The organism is candidate division KSB1 bacterium (assembly GCA_034521575.1).
Lineage (GTDB): Bacteria > Zhuqueibacterota > Zhuqueibacteria > Residuimicrobiales > Krinioviventaceae > JAXHMJ01.
This window is the reverse complement of sequence record JAXHMJ010000005.1, coordinates 1,989,951-2,010,292: the sequence shown is the minus strand read 5'-3', so window position 1 is coordinate 2,010,292 and position 20,342 is coordinate 1,989,951. Positions and strand designations below refer to the sequence as shown.

Genomic DNA, 20,342 nt, shown 5'->3' with positions numbered 1-20,342 from the left:
AAAAAATAAGCGGAAAATCAATGCGATTTGGGGCTTTTCAACGGGTTAAGCTCATTCTATTTTTTTTATTTGTCCTGTTAACGCGAATACCATGGCTCACACCCGGTTATGGCTTGGATTCGGATGCCTGGCGCGTCGTGCGTGCGGCCCGGAATATTGCGGAAACCGGCGATTATACACTGTCCCGGCTGCCCGGTTATCCGCTGCAGGAATACCTGCTGTCGTGGATCGGCACGTCGGCTCCGGTTGTGGTGAACGGTCTGACTGCAGTATTCAGCAGTATGGCCTGCCTGTTTTTTGTACTCATTTTGCGTTTTTTCCACATCAAGCGGATTTTTCTCTGGGGAATTGCCTTTGCTCTGACCCCTGTGGTCTATATTAACAGTGTCAACAGTATGGATTATATGTGGGCTCTGGCGTTTGTGCTGGCCGCTGTTTATCTGGTTTTGAAGGATCGCCCTGTGCTTGCCGGACTCTGTCTGGGGCTTGCCGTCGGCTGTCGAATGACCTCGGCGGCCATGCTGCTGCCCCTTGCAATCTGGCTTTTCATCATATATGCAAATAAAAGCTATGTTCGATTGTTGTCTCTCGCAGGATTAGCGTTAATTACAGGCGTTCTGTGTTATATTCCGGTGTTTGTGCATTATGGCATTGGATTTCTGAATTTTTATGACATTCCGGGATACCCGTCGCTTGCGACGCTGCTTGGACGTTCTGTACTATGGGTTTGGGGGGTCTGGGGCGCTGCAGGCCTGCTTTTAATGTTTGCTTTGGCACTGTTCAATCGTCAGATTGTCAGGATGTCCTGGCATGACCTGGAAAAACGCAGCGGTATCCTGTTGTGTCTGACGACCGTGGTCATTTATTTTGCTGTCTTTCTGCGTTTACCGCATGAAGCCGGATATTTGATCCCCGTGGTGCCGTTTATGATCCTGGGGGTCAATCTCATCATGCGGTCCCGTTACACTCTTGGCCTTGCAATTGCACTGCTGCTGTCACCCTTTTTGGTGTCTGTGGACCGTTCAGGCATTGAATGGACCGGCCCCGTTATCCAGGATCATTTTAAACGCACTGATCAGACCCATCGGATTACTTGTATCATTGCTGCTGTAAATAAACTAAAAGGACCGGCTGTCATGGTTACGGGTTCGCTGCTGCCTCAAATTCAAGTAATGACCGATGACCCTGCGGATGATGAAAAGATTTTTGTTGATTCTATATCCGACAGGGAACAGATCGAGTCCTATACAAGCCGGGGAGCGGATATATATGTTTTGGAAGAGGCGATTTCCTATAATGAACAGGTCTATCAAATCGATCTTTTAAAGCTGGGCGCTATTTCATTTGACAGTTTGTTAACGAATTTCAAACCGTCCCGCAGTGCGCAATAAGTCTTGCAAGTTAAAGGTTGCTTGTTATTGAAATTCTTGTTATTATTTAGAGCGGAGGGTGAAGAATTAAAGAACAGTCATGACTGTTCTTTAATATTAATCTAAAATGTGTACGTACACATAAAATATTCACCAAAACGAGGAAAAATCATGAAAATGAGACTGACACTGTCACTGCTGTTTTTGATGATCGCCGCCTGCACTATGTTGGCGCAACATGCGCCAACGCCGCCTATGGGCTGGAACAGCTAAGATTCCTACAGGGGATGTATCTATGAAAACCGCTTTCGCGATTTGGTTGACGTCCTGGCGGAAGAGCTGCTGCCCTGCGGCGAGGCGCAGATTTCTTTTGCGGATCATCGGCAGCAGCACGCGGATATGTGGCGCATCTCCATTGATGTCTGGGATGAATGGGACGATGTGGAGCGTGTCTTTGAATTGGCACACCACTGGTCGCCGTTCATCGGAGACGGCAGCTGGCCGGATGCCGACATGCTGCCGCTGGGACAGCTAAAAGTGCATATCCCGGAAGAGCGTCGAGAGACTCATTTCACCCTTGAGGAACAGAAAAGCATTATGACCCTGTGGTGCATGGCGCGTTCCCCGTTGATGTGGGGCGGGGATTTTTTAACGTCTTCCAAGGAGACGTTTGATTTACTGCGCAATTCTGCTGTGCTGGAGGTGCAAAAAAACAGTGAGAACAACCGGCAGATCTATCACGGTTATTCCGGTGAGGTTCCCGGGCAGCGCATCTGGTTTGCGGATATCCCCGATTCACGGAATCATTATCTGGCGTTGTTTAATGTCACAGACGAACCGCAGACGGTAACTTTTGAATTTCTCGAGGGGCGGTATCAGGTTCAGGATTTGTGGACGGATACCGACCTGGGAGTGTACTCTGAGTCATTTACCCGGGAACTGCCGGCCCACGGGTCGGGGTTGTATCGTATGAGTCCTGTAAAAGGTGAGGTTGAACTCGCTGACCCGTTTCCTTTTCCGTATGAAATCGATGCTGTATCAGGGAGTTTTACGCTCAGGTTAAACGATACGGTGCTGCGGAATACCGGGATGTGCATGAACGGGTATGATATGATGCGCGGCAGTCGGGTTCACTCCGGGAGAAAAGTCGAATGCCGGGTGCCGGGTGGCCAGGTGAATGTTTGGTTTCAAGCTGATCGTGAATCCATACAAATCAATACGCAGGTGCAAAATCAGACAGACAGTACGGTCTGCAGAACGTACTGTCTGTAAAGAAAGAAAAATTTAGAAGGGTTTCAGCGTGCCACCATGCCGGCTTTTCAGATAATGGTAAAACTCGACTTGTGAACGAAATTTTGTGCCGTCCGGCGACGTAACCAGCTCATTGCTCAGCTGGTTGTCCAGTATACGTGCAGCATAGGTATCCCTCCACTGGTAATCCCACAGGGTGCGCAGTTCTTTTTTGATCTCCGGCTCCTGAATCGGTACCCCGACTTCTACACGGCGGTCCAGGTTCCGGGTCATCAGATCAGCGGACATGATGAATATTTTTTCATCTCCATTGTTGCCGAAAAACATCATGCGTGAATGCTCAAGAAACCGGTCTATGAGTCCTATTGAAGGAATCGTGTTGCTTTTGCCGTCAAAGGTCGGATACAGAGAGAACATACCACGCACATTCAGCTTGACATCAACCCCCTTTTTCCTGGCTTGGTACAGTTTGCGGATGAGCGGGCCGTCGACAAGATTGTTCAGTTTAATATAAATATGCGCAGGGAGTCCGGCCTGAGCATTGCGGATTTCCTGGTTAATCAGGCGCACGATGCGGTTGCGCATAAAAAACGGCGACATCAAAATATGCCGGTAGCGGCGCACCTTGTAATTGCGTTCGAAAAACTCGAACACGTGCGCTACTTCTCGTGTGATTTCCTGCCGACCGGTGCACAGCAGGTGATCGCTGAATGTACCGGTGGTGTCTTCGTTAAAATTACCGGTTCCGATGCATGCCAGGTGGATGCGTTTGCCGTGTTCCTGCCGGGTGATCTGAACGAGTTTGGCGTGAACCTTGAATCCTTCGATGCCGTAAATGACCCGAACACCTTCCTTGCGCAGTTCTTCACTCCATTGGATGTTGTTTTGCTCATCAAATCGGGCGCGCAGTTCCATGATCACGGTCACTTTTTTACCATTACGCGCGGCATTGACCAGTGCACTGATCACACTGGATCGTTTGGCAAGCCGGTAGGCGGTGATCTTGATTTCCGTAACATCCGCATCGATCGCCGCTTCGCGCAGTAGATCGACAAAGTGATTGAATGTCTGATACGGAAAATGCAGTAGAATATCCTTCTCCTTGATCACACCCTGGATATAGGTTCCCCGGTGAAGATCGGCATGCGTGATCGGGGGCAGAGGAGCGTATAATAAATTTTCTTTTTTTAGTTTTGGAAAGTTTACAAAATCCTTAGAGTTGTGATAGCGTCCTCCCGCAATTTTGGTGTCGTTTGGCCCGTAACCGAGCTTTTCTTCCAGAATATTCAAAAGCTTTGACGGCATTTGTGCATCATAGACCAGACGCACAGGAAAGGCCATCTTGCGCTGTTCCAGGCTCTCTTCGACCGTTTTCAGATAGCTTTTGTCCACGTCATCGTTCACATCCAGTTCGGCGTCCCGGGTGAGCTTGAAGGTAAAGGCCTGAACTGATTTTAAATCGAACATGTAGAAAATATTTTCAAGATGTTCTCGAATCACATCTTCCAGCATCATAATATAAATCTCGTCCTTTTTGCAGGGCAGATCGATGAAGCGCGGCAATATATCCGTCGGTACTTCGATCAATGAATAAATATTTTTCAAACCGCCTTTTTGGACAATCATGATTCCCAGATAAAACGCTTCATCTTTTAGATCCGGTAAAGGAATATTTTTTTTAAGAATAAGCGGATTGATCCGGGGGCGGATGGTCTGAAAGAAATATTTCTCCACATAGTTTTTCTGCTCCCGGTTCAGTTGTTTTTCGTTGATGATGAATATATTTTCTCTTTCCAGGGTTTGAAGAATATTGTTATACACCCGGCTGAACCGTATACCAAGTTCTTTGACCCGTTTTTCGACGAGTTTTATCATTTCCCGCGGATCATTGCCTTCCGCCTTTGTGAATTTTCCCAACATCGCGAGCCGTTTTAGAATGGCCACACGGACTCTGAAAAATTCATCAAGGTTGTTGGAATAGATACCCAGGAATTTGATGCGTTCTATAACGGGGACGTCTTTTTTATCCGCCTCTTGAATCAGGCGTTCATTGAAAGACAGCCAGCTTAATTCTTTGTTTCGAATCTGTGTTTTCAAATCATCCTCAATCCCGATCGGATCGTTCGATCAAATGCTCCGATCCCTATGCATTAAAACAATCCGAATTTCTTTTTTTGCCGAATACGCCGTTCGTCAGCTGAAAATTAGGTTCAAACGAGTTGAACAGGTCCAGATACTGTTCAAGATAACGGCTGAGTAAAAAGTTTTCGCGCACGCTTTCCCGGGCCTGGCACCCCATATCACGCGCCAGTTTTTCATCCTTGAGCAGAGTCACGATACGGTCCGCCGCTTCATCCACGGAGGATACCAGATATCCGTTTTCACCATCCTCGATTTGATAGCGGATGCCGCCCACATTACCGCCGATTACCGGCGTTCCTTTCCACATGGCCTCGGCGACTGTGAGTCCAAACCCCTCGCGCAGAGATTTCTGTAAAACCACGCGTGATTTCCGCTGCAGTGCATTGACCAGTGCGGTATCCTCGTGGCTCATGATCAAAATACGTTCCTCCTGTTGATCCAGCAAAGATTGGTAAACTTCCACACCCTCCGGGTCGTCTGTGGCCACATTGCCCAATAATACCAGTGTGCAGGGCACCTCTTTGCGGGCCTTTTTAAGGGCATCAATTACCCCCTGCGGATCTTTCCAGGTATCAAAGCGGGAAACTTGCGTGACAAGCGGTAAATCAGTGGGAATATCATAATGTTTCAGACGTTCATCAACTTCCTCTTCCGTAAGATCTCGGTTCAAAATAGAAAATGGATCGATTGCCGGCATGAAAACAACCTGTGGTGTGTCCAGTTTTTGCTGATAATCTTCTGAAGAGACGATCACACCGTCGTATTTTTCAACCGAGGGACGCAGGTAATCCCATAATTCTTCGTGAGGATTGGAAAGATCGATATGACATCTCCAGATCCAGGGTCCGCGTTTTCGGTAATGGTTGATCAGCAGCAGCGGCTGGGGATCATGAATGACAACGAAATCATGGTCCAGGTGATTTCGGATCATGTTTTCGTAAATCACATCTTCATATATTTCTTTTTTCATTTCGGAAAAATTCAGTCACCGCCCTGCAGCGCATTGTGCATTTTTTTGGTGATTCCGAAAAAGTCAGGAGAGCCCTGGATGATGCGCCATCCTGTTTTGATTCCAAGGCTGTTCATGAGCAGGGTGAGAGACGTCAGCAATACGGAAACCCCGCCGCCGTAATAGGTCGAGTTTACATTGCTGACATGCAGGCCCTGCAGGCTTTCAGCTTTGTCCTTAATGCGCTCAATGGTTTCCTTGCCCACATGCTTTTCATAGTCATCAATCGTGATGATTTGCGGTTGAAATTTCATATACTCCTCGTGTTGCGGTTCAAACGATCAAGATCGTCGATTTTATTAAATACAATAGAAAACATAACATTATAAAAGATAAAAAGAAACTTGCTAACATTCAAGGATTTTACAGATCTCGGACAATGAATCAATGATTCTGATTTTACTTTGCTGCAGTTTAACTTTTGCATGGTGACCGCCTGAAAACAAGAGGCAATCGACTCCGATTGCCCCGGCGACCTGAAAATCATGCAGTGTATCACCTACAAACAGGACGTTTTCCGGCGCCATACCCAGCTCTTGAATATGATGCCGGGCAATATCAACTTTACCTTCAGCGTAATGATTGTCCAAACCGGATATTTTTTGGAAATAGGCGTGAACATCAAAATACTGCAAAGATTCGGACAACAAGCTTATATCAGACGCGGACACGATCGATTGTCCCAGACCCTTGCGTTTGATGGAATTCAGAGTGTTGCGGGCCTGTTCGTGCAGACTGCATTCTTTGCAACGATTTCGGTAAATAGTCATCCATTCCGTGCCCACAATTTCAAAAGGCACATGTGTAAAGTCAAATCCCGCGCGTTCATAAAAATCCCGAACCGGAAAATCAAAGTGTTCTAAATAAAATGATTGTGTGATAGGCGGCTGTCCGTATTTCCGCAGCAGCGGATTCAGAATATCCACACATAACCACATATCATTGATCAGGGTGCCGTTCCAGTCCCAGATCACGTGTTTGTATAAAGGTTTCATATCAGGGATTCTTGTGTTTGGCTCTTTGTAATCGATTGTTTAGCGCTCTACGGGAGATGCCGAGCATACCGGCGGCAATGGTCTGGTTGCCATTGCTGCGCTTCAGGGCCTCTTCCACCAATTGTTCTTCTGTTTCTTTCAATGTGGGAAAGGGATCGCCGAAACTGATGGTCTGCTGTTTCGGCTCCGGTCTTAGTGGCTGCTGTTTCTGATCCACCGAGAGTTTCATCCGAAAGGATTCCATGGAAAGCACACCTGACTTGTGACGGCTGACTGCGTCAAAGATCATTCCTTCGAGTTCCCGGATATTACCCGGGAAATGATAGGTTTTCAGCAGAGTGATCAGTTCCGGCGGATAGGCGGGCGGCGTTTTGTCCAGCTCTTTGGCGGCTTTATGGATAAAATGATCAATGAGCAGTGGAATATCGTCCTTGCGTTCGCGCAAGGTCGGCAAGGCGATATGATGCGCCTGCAGACGGTAGTACAGATCCTTGCGAAAAAGTTCCTGTCGAACACGGTCTGTTAAATCTCTTAATGTCGCCACGATGATCCGGGTGTCTGTTAATTGGGGCACGTCCGATCCCAGGGGATAATAACTGCGTTCCTGCAGCAGTCGCAGCAATTTAACCTGCGATTCGATGCGCAGATCGCCGATTTCATCCAGGAATAACGTGCCGCCGGCCGCTCGTTCCACGAGTCCCTGGCGTTGCTTGTCCGCACCTGTGAATGCTCCCCTGGCATGCCCGAACAGGGTGTCGGAAAACAGTTGGTCGTCCAGACCGGCCACGTTTTCCGCAACAAACTCGCCCTCCACACCGCTGAGCCGGTGGATCGCGCGGGCGATGAGTTCTTTACCGGTGCCGGTTTCACCGGTGATCAGTATGGGCAGCGGTGTTGGCGCAATCGCCTCGATATACTGAAAGAGAGAATACATTTTTGAATTCTGCGAAATGATGAAATCAAAGGCCTCGGGGTGTTCCAGGGAACCGGAAAGCAGCACTTTTTTCAGCCGGGTGTTTTCGTCGCGGATCTGATTGACTTCCAGTGCGCGTTTGATCGTGGAAACCATATTGGTTTCATTAACCGGTTTTAATATATAATCAAATGCGCCGTGTTTCATGGTCTGCACAGCGGTTTCCACCTCATTCAGCGCTGTGATGACAATGACCGGAATATCCGGATGTTTTTCAACGATTTGGGGCAGCAGTTCCTGTCCGGTAATGTGCGGCATGGTGAGGTCCAGGACAATCACCGAAACGTCTGTTGTCTCGAGCAGCGGCTCAACCTGACGCGGGTCGCTGATGGTTTTGATATGGCTGAATCCGTGAGAATTCAGTGTGAATTCCGCGCTGATTAAAAAATCCTTTTCATCATCAATCAATAATATAGGCAAAAGCGGGTCTCTTTTTGTCATAATGCACCTATGGTTCCGATTTGTTTGCAGCCGGCAGTGTGACCGTAGCCGTGGTACCCACATGGGGAGCTGATTCCAGAGACAGGTCTCCACCGTGATCTTTGATGATACCATAAGCAATAGACAAACCGAGACCGGTTCCGCCGCTGCTGCGTTTGGTCGTGAAAAACGGATCAAAAATATGCTCCATATCCGTTTGTGGGATTCCGATTCCGGAATCATAGATTTTCACACAAATGTTATGTTGGTCTGTATCTATGGAGGACTGGATGAACAGTTCTTTTGGAGTGTGTTTTAAAGAATCGCATGCATTGCTGATTAGATTGATGAACACCTGTTCCAGTTTTTGAAAATTTCCTCGCACCCTGGGATTATTGTTATTATATTCAACCCGGAATGACTGGGTGGATTTTTTGATCATATTGTTGACAATGACAATTGCTTCGTCCAGCGCCTTGTTAATATCCACAACCTCATTCAGGGTGTCTTTGTCTTGACGTGCATAATCCTTGAGGCTTTTTACAATTTTTGCAATGCGTTCCGAGCCTTTGGTGATGCCGTTCAATAGATCGATAATTTTGTCTTTGGCGGATTCATAGGACATGTTGGCAATGAGAAAATCCCCGTGTTCGGTCTGATATTCTTCAAGAATGGGCTGAAGGCTGCGCCAGACTTTGCCGATCATACTGGCGTTTAAAGAGATGAAATTGTTGGGATTGTTGATTTCATGCGCCACACCGGAGACCAGAATGCCGAGCGTGGCCAGTTTGTCCGCCTGAATCAATTGACGCTGGCGGATAGTGTCGCGATGTTCTGCTTCCTTGAGCGCTGTGATGTCACTGACGAGCCCGTCTGCGGACTGAAAGCGCGCCGATTCGTCATGGTCCGGGACGATTGTGGTTTTGACCCAGCGGGTATCGCCGTCTTTGCGGAGTATTCGATGCTCGAATTCTTGTGTTTTGTCTCCTCCTAAAATCTGCTGCAAATGCTGCTGAACAGTGTTCTCATCTTCCTTGTGGATAATTTTGAACCAGAGGTCCGGATTGAGGATAAAGTCTTCCGGTTCGTATCCGGTCACTGAAAGACAGCCCTGACTGTGATGCGTAAATACCGGTTTGTCGTCTCTTAATTTGACCGTAAAGGTATAATCCGTCAGATGGTGCAAAAGCTGTTTTTGCCGGCGCTCGCTCTCCATGAGATCATCCAGAATGATCTTGAGTTCGGTAACGTCGGTAAACTGTTCGATGCGTCCGCCTTTGTACAACCCGTGCTTGATGGGAGACGTCCAGTACTCTACATACCGTTCTTCCAGATCATCCTCAGGCAGTATGTGCACCATAAAGCGCTCAGAAGGTGACTGTTGTTGAAAGCTGTTCCGGGAAAATTGGAAAAATTCGTACGGATGAGCCACGCGATCCCGGAAAATCTGTTCTGAAATTGAGTGATGGCTTTTTCCAATGACCGCATTGCGGGAGATATTGAAAAACTGAGTAAATGCGCGGTTGATCCAAATATACCTGGACTCTGCATCCAGAATGGAAATGGCCACCCGGGTACTTTCCAGTACATCTTCTGTCAGAGAACGGTAGCGCGCTTCACTTTGGCGCAGAGAGAGATCTGAAAGCTTTTGTTCTGTGATATCATGAATCAGACCGTTATAAGCATAAACCTCATCCTGATCGTTACGGAGAAGTACAATCGTATTGCGGAATCCATTTCACCTCCCCGTTTTTATGGATGATCCGGTGTTCAAGCGGCGGAACATCGATACCTTTTCTCGCTTTTGTGGCTTGTTCGGTCACAGCCTCCCGGTCATCACGATGAACCATACGAAACCAAAGTTCCGGTTCTTTATCATACTCTGTATGCGCATAACCGGTCACAGCAAGACAGCCTTTACCATGGACGGTATCGATCACTTTGTTGTCTTTTATGCGAACCGTATAAATATAATCAGACAGTACATTTAACAGCTGTTCGCTGATTTGCGAAGCTTCAGCCGCAGTGAAGCATTCTGCCTGGGATTTTATGTCAGTGTTCTTGTTTTTGATTGTTCTTCCTGTTAACTGAATTGTAAATCATTATTTGTATGGTCTAAAAGATAAAAAGTTTCTGTGTAATTAAAAAAGAGTTTGTTGCAAAACGTTATATTTTTGGTATAACAATATTACATGTTATTTTTTGCAAAAAAAGCGAAAGAGAACGAATGTCATGCTTTTAACGCTTGATTTTTCTGTATATCTGTTCTATATTAAACCCAGTCAATGGGAAAGAATCGTATCAATACATTGAAATTTTCAGGATATTTGGAAATAACCCGGCCGCTGAACGTGGTTATAAGTTTTGTGGCCATTGGTGTGGGCGCTGTACTCGCCGGCCCCCTGCAGCCGCTCTCTGCCGTACTGGCTGCCTGTGTGTCAGGCGCGTTAATCACAGCTGCGGCGAATACGGTAAATGATGTCTTTGATATTGAAATCGATCGGGTGAACAAACCCCTGCGGCCGCTACCGCGTCATCTGTTGGGAGTGCGGGAAGCAAAAATATTTTCAGGATGTTTATTTGTTTCAGGAGTTGCATGCGCTTTTTATATTGGGTTTATTGCGGTACTCATTGCTGCTGTTTTCTCTGTTTTGCTGTATTTGTACAGTGCGTATTTGAAAAGAATGGTGTTATGTGGCAATTTTGTTGTAAGCCTTGCGACAGCGTTTGCATTTATTTACGGGGGCCTCGCCGTAGGTCACCCTGAATATGCGCTTTATCCCGCATTGTTTGCTTTTTGCATGCATTTTGCCCGCGAGATCATCAAAGATATCGAAGATCAAAAAGGAGACCGGCAGGGCCAGGCGAATACCCTCGCAGTGGTTTACGGTATTCGACCGGGTCAGTGGCTGGTGACCCTTCTTTTGACGCTGCTGGTCGGCCTGACTCTGGTCCCTTTTGTAACGGAATTGTATAACCGGTATTATTTCTGGATTTTACTGGTTGGGGTGTATACAGTCTTGATTTACACGGTAGTTTGCATCTGGCTGGAGCCGACCGTCAGGAAAATGCGGTTTGTCAGCAAACTGCTCAAAGCGGATATGCTCATCGGATTGCTGGCGCTTTACGTGGGGCGATATTAGCTGCGATATGGATGGTTGAAACAGGAAAAAGAAAGATATGAGACTATTGATCCAACGTGTAAGCTGCGGGGCTGTAGATATCCAGGATAAACGGGTCAAGTCTATAGGTCCCGGTCTGGTGGTGTTGATCGGGATTGCTGCCGGAGATACGGAGGCTCCGATCGATAAAATGGTGGAAAAGTTGGTCAACCTGCGGATATTTAAAGATCACGACGGAAAAATGAATTTGTCGAGTCTGGACGTCCGGGCTGAAATTTTGGCTATTTCACAGTTCACTTTATATGCAGACTGCCGCAAAGGCCGGCGTCCCGGTTTTGCCCATGCCGCGTCACCGGATATAGCACGCCCCCTGTATGAACTCATAGTCGAACGAATCCGTGAATTCGGACTGCCGGTTGTGACCGGACGTTTTGGAGAATACATGCAGGTAACCATTCACAATGACGGCCCGGTGACGATCCTGCTGGACTCGAACGAACTGGGCTTTTAAGTAGGACATAGCCATGAACGCCGTTTATGACAGCTTTTCTCTGTACTATGACTTGGAATATGGGCTGAAAGATAATGATTTTTCATTTTATTTGTCTTACGGCAAAACGTTTAAATCCGTGTTGGAAGTCGGTGCGGGCACGGGGCGAATTGCGCTGTACCTTGCAGAACATGGCGTTTCGGTTACCGGAATTGATAATTCGTTTCGTATGTTAGAGATCGCAAAAGAAAAGGCGGCGCAAACAACGGGATTGAAAGCCCCCGTATTTATCCAGGCGGACATGCGGGATTTCAATCTGAACCGAACCTTTCCCTGTTGTATTGTTCCGTTTCGGGCGCTGCTGCATAATCTGACCCAGGATGACCAGATTGCGGCGCTTCAGTGCATTGCCCGGCACCTTGATCCCGGCGGTTTGCTGGTTTTTGATTTGTTTGTGCCTTTGTATCAGGTTATGGCTCAAAAAGAATGGCATGAAGAGTTGTCTCCGGAGGATCTTGCAGATCCGGATGAAAATATAAAGATCAGGATTGACGTTTCACATGATCCGGTGGTTCAACAGCTTAGCATACGCAATGAATATGTTCAGCTTGGCAGTGAAGAAAGCCGAAGCGCTATCATGAAGTATAGATATATGTTCCGTTATGAAGTTGAAGCGTTATTGCGATTGTGCGGATTCGAGACCCAAAAAGTCTGGAGTGATTTTGACAAGTCTCCTTATAACTATTCCAGTGGAATGATGATATTTCAGGCGAAAAAGAAAGGTAAAGGCCCTTGGATTTAAAAAAAGTGAGAATTGTGAATAATCCTCGTTCCGGTTTCCTGAAATCACCGTTTCTGATTCGTAAAACTCTGGAACTTTCCTTGATGGATGCACCGTTCGAGTACGAATTTCATGATACCCGTTATGCCGGACATGCTCATGAATTGGCCAAAGAAGCGGTGGAACTCGGATTTGATGCTGTGGTTTCTGTCGGTGGAGACGGTACCACAAATGAAATCGGCTCTGCACTGCTTTATTCCGATACAGCCCTGGGGATTATTCCATTAGGCTCGGGGAACGGTTTGGCGCGCGGGCTTTCTATTCCGCTGGGCCCCGTGCGCGCTGTTAAAACACTGATTAACGGAAGAATTCGGACCATGGATGCGGGCAATGTAAACGGGAATGCTTTTTTTATTGTAACCGGAGTGGGACTGGATGCCTCTATCGGTAAAGAGTTTAACGATCAACAGGTCCGGGGATTGCTGCCTTATTTTACGATCGGCATTCGTGAGTTTTTTCGCTATAAACATGAAGTCTTTACACTAAAGTTTGATCATCACGAAATTGCGGTGCCGGCTCTCTTTGTCACCATTGCCAACTTGAAGGGCTGGGGAGGCGGCGCTATTATCTCACCTGAGGCAGAGCTGGATGATGGATTGCTTGATATTTGTGCTGTCCACCGCGCCGGGTTTTGGTATACATTATTTAATCTGCCCCGATTGTTTCTGGGAGGTATCGAAAAAATTCAGAAATATTCGCGCTATCAGGCGAAAGAGGTGACAATATTACGCGAAAAGCCCGGCCCGTTCCACTTTGATGGCGAAACCCGTGACGGCGGCACGAAAATTAAAGTTACTATAAATCCGAATGCTTTAAAAGTGATTGTGCCCTGAAAGGATTAACTTTTTATAGTTTTTAATCGATGTAGAGAACGTAGATTAAAATGTCTTGCATTTTAATTATCTAATTACTAATATTTTAGAATTGCTACTGTGTTGCATTTCATTTCAATGGTGATATGTAGAAACTTTAAAGTGTTTTACGCGTTTATCATAAATTATTATATATTTAAAATATGCATCATTAATAAATACTTTAGTTATATTATTAATATAAAAGGCCTAACTAATGAAAAGTATCTTTTTTTCATTATATATCGTTTTAATACTTTTATTTTTTAATTATTCATTTGTAATTCGTGGTCAAACTAAAGAATTGAGTGATTCACATGAATCTGAAAAAGAGAAACCTTCCTATTTTTCTGACAAATCTCCATTGGCAAAATCTACCTTTGATACTTTAAGGCTTGATACCAGTCATAATAGTTATCCAAAGGTGTTGTCTTTTCCTATGGATATTAAGCTTGAACCTCGTAAAAAAACAAACCAGCTTGTTTTAAAAGATGTAATTTATACGGGGTATTATCGGCTAAAAATAAAAGCCAAAAATGTTGATCGCCCCCAAAACCCAGTGGGGTATAGATTATTTATTAATAATGAAAAAGTGTATTATGTTTCGAGCTCTAACGGCACGGTTTCTGATTCGGATGAATATATTGATCATGGACTACATTTATTAAAAAAAGGCGAATCAAATTTTATTTATATTAGATCTGTAGGTGAAGATTCAATTCAATTTAATGAATTCCAATTGATTTCTCCGCCACATATCTATCCTGAACCCGAATTTACAAAAGGGACGTCAAATTCTATCAAGTTTATAATATCTGAACAGAGTGAGAATCTACGAGTTGTAGCTTTCAATCCTCTTTTGAGTGATGCATATATTGAATCCGGTAATATTTACAAGACTGGCGATGATACATCCTATACGGCTGAGTTTATTCGATTGCTTGATGCGAAACAATATCAATATTTTATTAAAGTGGAAGACGATAATGGATATATTTTACGTTCTGATACCACCTCTACAACACAGGATGCCTCTCCTCCCTCTGATGTAAATTTGGATACATTGCGTACAAAGTGGCAAGAACCTGTTTTGGTACAATTATTATGGAAACATGCAAAAGACAGTGTCTCTGGTGTAAATTATTATAATCTTATCAGGTCAACTGACAGAGGGAGTGAGATAGTTGCAAAGATTATGTATGATGCTGTTACCGAGAAGGTTTTTTACGAGGACACTTTATTTAATTATAATTCAAATGAAAATTACAAATACTCTATTGTTGCATTTGACAAAGCTGGAAATTCAAAACTTTCTCCCGCCCCCCAAATTTTGCCCAAGATTTTACCCCCTCCGAAATTAAGCGTAGATACAAGTCGCACAATTGTATTTATTGCTGATTCATTTCATTATGTACAATGTACAGACACAACAGCTGTTTTGCCTCTTGAAGCTTCCTATATAAAGCAAAATTTTACGAGCACTCCAAAGTCGGTTAGATACAGGGTTATCCGTGATTCTTTAATCAATTCAGGCCAGAAAAATTTTTACAGTCCATGGCTGGACTTTCCAGAACAATCAGATTATAATTTTGATTTAACCAATGGTGGCTCTATTATTATTGAAAATATTAATAATCTACCCTACAGAGTGTCTGCTAATTTCCGGGATTTTGAAAATAATGAGAGTGCAGACTCGGAATCTCTTTCTATTATACCGGATTGTTATCCCCCGAAAGATATTCCCTCACTTTCAACTGAAGAAATTTTCTATAACGATGACATGACTCAAGGATGGGTTCGTTTAAGATGGGGGGCAACGGAGGATGATGAAAGCGGCTTGGATAACTATATAGTATATCGCAAGAAACAGTATGAACCAGACAGCTGTTTTTCCAAAATTGCTGATACGGGTCTTGATACTTTTTATGTCGATGAATTTGATTATCAAGGCAAGTTGGTTTATCGTATAGGGTCTGTTGATAAAGTGGATCATGTTTTTGATTACACACAAACGGATCATGAAATTGTTGTTGCAGCAAAAACATCTCCTGCCGTAAAATGGCTTAATTGGGAAAGAATTGTAAATGGTGTTAGATATACTACTCGTGATTTTGAGCTTTTAATTATAGATTTATCCAATTTTAATCTGGATATGTATCAGCAAAAAGTTGTACAGATCGATTTGAAGCAAAATGACCAGACAAAGCCCTTGCAAAGCTGGAATGCGGATACATTAGGACCTGAAATTACCGTGCCAATTCCTTTAAAGGAAGAGGGTAGTTTTACGGTTAGAGTCAATATGTTTTTGAACAATACAATAAATAGTTTATGGGCGGTATCTGATACGATAATTAAGACTTTACAAATCCCTGATTCAGATTTAGCAGCCACTCAATTGTCAACAGATGAAAATGCATTTGGAAATTACCCCAATCCTTTCAATTCCGGGACCCGGATTACCTTTAACCTGGAAGCCGCAGGTCATGTGAATGTGGATATTTATAATGTTCAGGGCCGAAAGGTCAAAACGCTCGTCAACGCCTACCGTGAAAAAGGCATGCATGCTGCGCACTGGTACGGCAAAGACAGTTTCGGCAACCCGGTGGCCAGCGGAATTTATTATTTCAGGGTTCAGCTAAGCTCTGACGACAAAACACAGCAGAAACTCGGCAAAATGCTGCTAATCAAATAAGCTTTCCAGGAATCTGATGGAATGAAATTAATTATGAAAACCAAATATCAGACTTTTATAACATTATTTCTGTTTGCACTGATTGTCGGGTTTCAAGGTGTGTTCGCGGAACCCCAAAGACCGCCGGAAGTGGAACAGGCGGTTTATGAGTCGATCATCCGGGCTATTGAATCTGAACAAATTGTCAGCGCCGACCCCGATATTCCTGTCCTGACCATGCTGGCAGAGCCTGAATACACCACCGGGAACAGGAATGTGGTTTACTGGGATCAACTGCAGGGTCCGCTGATGATCCGGGATGAGCAGATATCCTTGAATCACTGCATTGTTGAAGTGCAGGCTTCGCTGACCGATGATTTTGAGCGCACGTTTGACGGACATGACGCCTTTCCGTCTGCCTATGCCGACTCTCTGGTTTATTTTGGCCGGGATTTGAATGCGAATGCGTTGCCTGCTCAACAAAAGATTTATTATCGGGCCCGGCTCTGGGCTTCTTTGCAAGAGGGGCCGCGTGCCGGAGGCTGGAGTCAGCAAAGCGTCTATTCCACCCAGGACCGCACACTGCCGACGTCCGAGTCATTTCTTATCGATGGTGTTGATTCTCTGGCGGGGAACTGGTTCAATCAAACGCAATTTCAAATCAATTATACACTGGCCGATGACGCCGGTATCTACCGCGCTTGTATTTGGGACACTGCCGGACTGGAGGTCTGTTCGACGTTTATTGAGGTTCCCGATGGAACGGTAGAGACCACGAAGGTAAGCGGCACCCTGCCTGTTGAATTGTCCAACGGAGATTCCAGAACTTTTTATTTGCGCGGACGGGATGCATCGTATTCACATATATCACATGGAGCGGGGGAGGCGCGTGCCGCCAATTGGATTCTACAGGGAAATACGGCGGATAAACTTGATTCGATTCGCGTCAACATTGACACGAAGGCGCCGGAAATATTTTTTGAGGAACGGACATACACCGGTCAGGACACCACTGCGGACGGTTATGTGGAAATTGTGGTCGATGTGTTCGATCCGCTCTCCGGAATTGATGTGCAATCTTTGACCGCGCGATTGGGGCAGATTCAACCGGACCAGATTTCAATTATTCTGCCGTCAGATGTTCCGGCTTTAACAGATACGTTGACCTTTACCGTGCGTGTGCGTTCGGACATGGATGTCAAGGATTCTTTTGGAATTAGCGTTTCTGACAGGGCGGGAAACCGGTCTGTGCGGAATCGACCTGTTATATTTGATCTTTACGCCCCCGAGTTGACCGCATTCACCGTCAGTGATCTTGATATCCACAAAAATATATGTTTTGCTCCCCAACCCGGGTACACGGATTCCATTTGGGTCCTTCTTTATGACTTTTCATTCAAAGACAACGCAGGCAGTTATTTGCGGATTACCTCGGCTGGTCAGGAATCTGTGCTGCCTTTTGATCGGGATAGTGTGCTCTTTGATTTGGGAAAGATTCCCGAATCCGGTTCAACGATTCAATTTAGGGTCACCGCGTTGGACAGCGCCATGAATGAACAGATTCCCGCTATAACGCGTTCTCTCATTTTTGATAATATGATTTTTGAGCTTAATACAGTCGTATCGGATGCCAATCCCTTTCAGGTGGATCAACGCAATGGCGCGTTCACAGGATGGACCAATGAAAGAATTGTGAATGTGACGCTGGAATCCGCAGATGACGATCTCTTTAAAATCAAGCGGCTGGAACCGGTTCCGTACTGTCGTGAATTGCAAAGCTTGGTATTTTCCGATTCCCTGCCTGATACAGATAATCGGCAGTGGACGCTTTCCTATAAAGTCAGCGATTTTGCCGGCAATGTTTCTGCTGCCGCAACTGATACTATAAAATATGACAACCGGGTTGCTGAACTGCAGGCCTCCCGGGTTATCGCATTTGATATTTCCAGCGGAGATACGTCCTCAACCGGTGCAGATAGGGTTGGCATTCGTTTTCAAGGGCTTTTAGATCAGATCCAGGATCTGTCCCGGATCATTGTTAATGATTCGCTGTTGTTGTTTCAAAGGCAGAAAATGGCAGTGGATGCGGATGTAGAGATTTTTGTTCCCACCGGTAACGGCGAGTTTACGGTGTCATGCGTTGATTCCGCAGGAAATGAAACTCTTCCCATTTTTGAAACAATCCCGGTGATTCCACGATTTGATATCACCTTGTCCGATACATCGCAGAAAAACAAGGCCCAGCCCGGATATACCAATGAAGAGCGTGTCAATATCAGTATTATCAATATGAATTTTGACATGTCCAAAGCAGACTCTTTTTATTTTTATAACGATGCGCAGACCGATGTGGTGGTCTGGGATGTGAATTCCGAACATAATCAGTTTTTGATTGATTTGCAAGATTTGTATCCTGAACTGCACTCAGACAGCACATATAGTGTGCTTGCCAAAGTGGTCCTGAATAATGACTATACCAGTGATATCACCCGGGATTCTATTGTTTATGATTCCACGCCTCCGGCAGCGCCCCAATCCAGTTTATCTGATCTGAATGACCAGCCCTTTGCTGCCCGCACCGGGTTTTCGGACAGTTTGGCGGTCTTGCTGAGTTCGAGTGTGACTGATAATGATGTGGATTCAATGGCGTTGTCAAATCAAATTGAATTCATTCAGCTGAACGGATCATGGACAGACGTGCCGGCTGTATCTTGAATTTCAGCAGGATTGTCGTTTGAAATTCAAACCTGTTTCCGGAAATTTTGAAACACTCACCTGTAATATTCGGGTTCGTGACAAGGCTGGAAACTGGTCCGATAACAGCACGCCGAACGTCCGCTTTTTAGACCAGACACTCGGACTGAATGTGCAAAGCTCTGCTGATACGTTGTTTGTATCCGGCATGAATTTCAGGCTTTCTGTCGATATCAGCTGTGAATATCCGAAAACCATGGATCGTCTGATCGCATCAACTGATTCTGATTTTGATTCTGTCAGTGCGATGAATTTCGATACAGATACTCTGAATCAAGTCTCATTTGCATCAAGCAGTGTTATTGATGTGACAGAAAGCGGAATGTGGCATCTCGCGGCCGTGGATTCTGCGGGGAATGCTGGAATCGATAGCGTCTATATCCGTCTGCAGACTCCGCCTGAAATCGCATTGACACTGTTTGACCGCTCTGAATATCAAAATCAGATCACCTCAGAAAACGGGATCCCTGATGTGCCTGATCGGATTGATAGTGAGTTCACAGACGAAAAAACCGTCATTGCGCTTGTGGAAATTTTAGGCGGAGAGATTGATTCCATTCGATTTGCTGTACATCCGGACAGTTTGCAGCAACAGTCTTTTGAATATCTAAATCAAAACAAAAAGTTTATTGTCTCTGAGCATTCTTTTCAAACCTCGGCATTGATAAAACAATATAATTTGTATGTTCAGGTTAAAAATCGTTCCGGAAAACAATTTGATACCGGAAATTCGATTATTTATGACGTGCAGCCGCCTGTATTGCACGCTTTTAATGGACCTAAAGCCGTAAAGCTGTCTGATTCTTATCAGTTTTCATTCAGGGCCTGGGATCAATCTCCGGGTGAATTGGCAGGACTCTGGATCATCGAAAAACTTGCTTTTGAAATGGCACAGCCCGACAGTATCGCTCATTTTATACCGATTGAGGAAACCGGATACGATTTCGCGGACTCGACCGGCAGTTACAGTATCCCGCTTATTCAGGAACAAGGAGCTCATCTGCTGAGTATTTATATTCTGGACAAAGCGGATATCGATCAAAATGCTTCAATTGAGCGTATTCGGACGGAGATAGATCATGCCAGTGATGAATATCCGGTTCGTGTTATGGTGGGGCCGGATGAGGAAGAGGTTTTTACCAATTATCCCAAATCCGTTCAATCCGGAGCAGGAAGCAACAACGTTCTACTTGTCTTTAAAAGAACCCTCTAAACTCAAAGTGACCATTCTTGATGCCTTTGGGAACCGGGTGGCGCTGTGGGAAACGATGGCTGATAACCGGTTGAATGATGGAGGCGAGGGGCTTGTCTGGGACGGAAGAAATGAACGTGGTGATATTGTCGCAAATGGCGGCTATATCTGTGTGATCAAGTCTCTGAATGGAAATGAAAAATATATTAGAAAAATTGCCGTATTTAAAAAGTAAAACGGAATGCATGAGAAACCGGGTTT

15 protein-coding genes and 1 pseudogene are annotated in these 20,342 nt (G+C 45.3%); 10 read left to right on the top strand and 6 right to left on the bottom strand.

Features of this window, described 5'->3' with window-relative positions; all coding sequences use genetic code 11:
* Positions 1–20: 20 nt before the first annotated feature.
* A complete protein-coding gene (locus U5R06_21965) occupies positions 21–1,391 on the top strand; it encodes a hypothetical protein (GenBank protein ID MDZ7725410.1) in 1,371 nt (456 codons plus the stop codon).
* A gap of 294 nt (positions 1,392–1,685) precedes the next feature.
* Positions 1,686–2,642, top strand: a complete 957-nt coding sequence (locus tag U5R06_21960; protein ID MDZ7725409.1) for a hypothetical protein — start codon at positions 1,686–1,688, stop codon at positions 2,640–2,642.
* 12 nt (positions 2,643–2,654) lie between these two features.
* On the opposite strand, the gene ppk1 is transcribed toward U5R06_21960, so the two are convergent.
* The 6 genes and pseudogenes from ppk1 to U5R06_21930 form a co-directional block, all read right to left on the bottom strand.
* Positions 2,655–4,718, bottom strand: a complete 2,064-nt coding sequence (gene ppk1 / locus U5R06_21955) for a polyphosphate kinase 1 (protein MDZ7725408.1) — start codon at positions 4,716–4,718, stop codon at positions 2,655–2,657.
* Between the two features lie 46 nt (positions 4,719–4,764).
* Positions 4,765–6,026, bottom strand: a pseudogene (locus U5R06_21950) (glycosyltransferase).
* 93 nt (positions 6,027–6,119) lie between these two features.
* Complete coding sequence (locus tag U5R06_21945; GenBank protein ID MDZ7725407.1) at positions 6,120–6,767, bottom strand: HAD family hydrolase; 648 nt, start codon at positions 6,765–6,767, stop codon at positions 6,120–6,122.
* Position 6,768: 1 nt separating this feature from the next.
* Positions 6,769–8,181, bottom strand: coding sequence for a sigma-54 dependent transcriptional regulator (locus U5R06_21940; GenBank protein ID MDZ7725406.1), 1,413 nt, complete (start codon positions 8,179–8,181; stop codon positions 6,769–6,771).
* A 7-nt stretch (positions 8,182–8,188) separates the two neighbouring features.
* On the bottom strand, positions 8,189–9,760 hold the full coding sequence (locus U5R06_21935) for an ATP-binding protein (GenBank protein ID MDZ7725405.1): 1,572 nt from the start codon (positions 9,758–9,760) through the stop codon (positions 8,189–8,191).
* 103 nt (positions 9,761–9,863) lie between these two features.
* A complete protein-coding gene (locus tag U5R06_21930; GenBank protein MDZ7725404.1) occupies positions 9,864–10,100 on the bottom strand; it encodes a PAS domain-containing protein in 237 nt (78 codons plus the stop codon).
* 387 nt (positions 10,101–10,487) lie between these two features.
* Here U5R06_21930 and U5R06_21925 point away from each other — a divergent pair, with 387 nt between their 5' ends.
* The 8 genes from U5R06_21925 to U5R06_21890 all read left to right on the top strand — a co-directional run bounded on the left by U5R06_21925 (position 10,488) and on the right by U5R06_21890 (position 20,316).
* On the top strand, positions 10,488–11,303 hold the full coding sequence (locus U5R06_21925; GenBank protein ID MDZ7725403.1) for a geranylgeranylglycerol-phosphate geranylgeranyltransferase: 816 nt from the start codon (positions 10,488–10,490) through the stop codon (positions 11,301–11,303).
* Between the two features lie 37 nt (positions 11,304–11,340).
* Entirely contained in the window at positions 11,341–11,793 is a 453-nt protein-coding gene (gene dtd, locus U5R06_21920; GenBank protein ID MDZ7725402.1) for a D-aminoacyl-tRNA deacylase, read from the top strand.
* Positions 11,794–11,806: 13 nt separating this feature from the next.
* Positions 11,807–12,574 carry a class I SAM-dependent methyltransferase gene (locus U5R06_21915; protein ID MDZ7725401.1) on the top strand — a complete coding sequence of 256 codons (768 nt, stop codon included), beginning with the start codon at positions 11,807–11,809 and terminating at the stop codon, positions 12,572–12,574.
* A gap of 14 nt (positions 12,575–12,588) precedes the next feature.
* Positions 12,589–13,446 carry a YegS/Rv2252/BmrU family lipid kinase gene (locus U5R06_21910; protein MDZ7725400.1) on the top strand — a complete coding sequence of 286 codons (858 nt, stop codon included), beginning with the start codon at positions 12,589–12,591 and terminating at the stop codon, positions 13,444–13,446.
* 235 nt (positions 13,447–13,681) lie between these two features.
* Positions 13,682–16,156, top strand: coding sequence for a FlgD immunoglobulin-like domain containing protein (locus U5R06_21905; protein MDZ7725399.1), 2,475 nt, complete (start codon positions 13,682–13,684; stop codon positions 16,154–16,156).
* A gap of 33 nt (positions 16,157–16,189) precedes the next feature.
* The gene (locus U5R06_21900) at positions 16,190–18,850 is read left to right on the top strand and encodes a hypothetical protein (GenBank protein MDZ7725398.1); all 2,661 of its coding nucleotides are present in this window, start codon (positions 16,190–16,192) and stop codon (positions 18,848–18,850) included.
* Between the two features lie 19 nt (positions 18,851–18,869).
* Complete coding sequence (locus tag U5R06_21895; GenBank protein ID MDZ7725397.1) at positions 18,870–20,102, top strand: hypothetical protein; 1,233 nt, start codon at positions 18,870–18,872, stop codon at positions 20,100–20,102.
* Entirely contained in the window at positions 20,080–20,316 is a 237-nt protein-coding gene (locus U5R06_21890; GenBank protein MDZ7725396.1) for a hypothetical protein, read from the top strand. The genes U5R06_21895 and U5R06_21890 overlap by 23 nt, the downstream gene beginning before the upstream one ends.
* Positions 20,317–20,342: the final 26 nt, after the last annotated feature.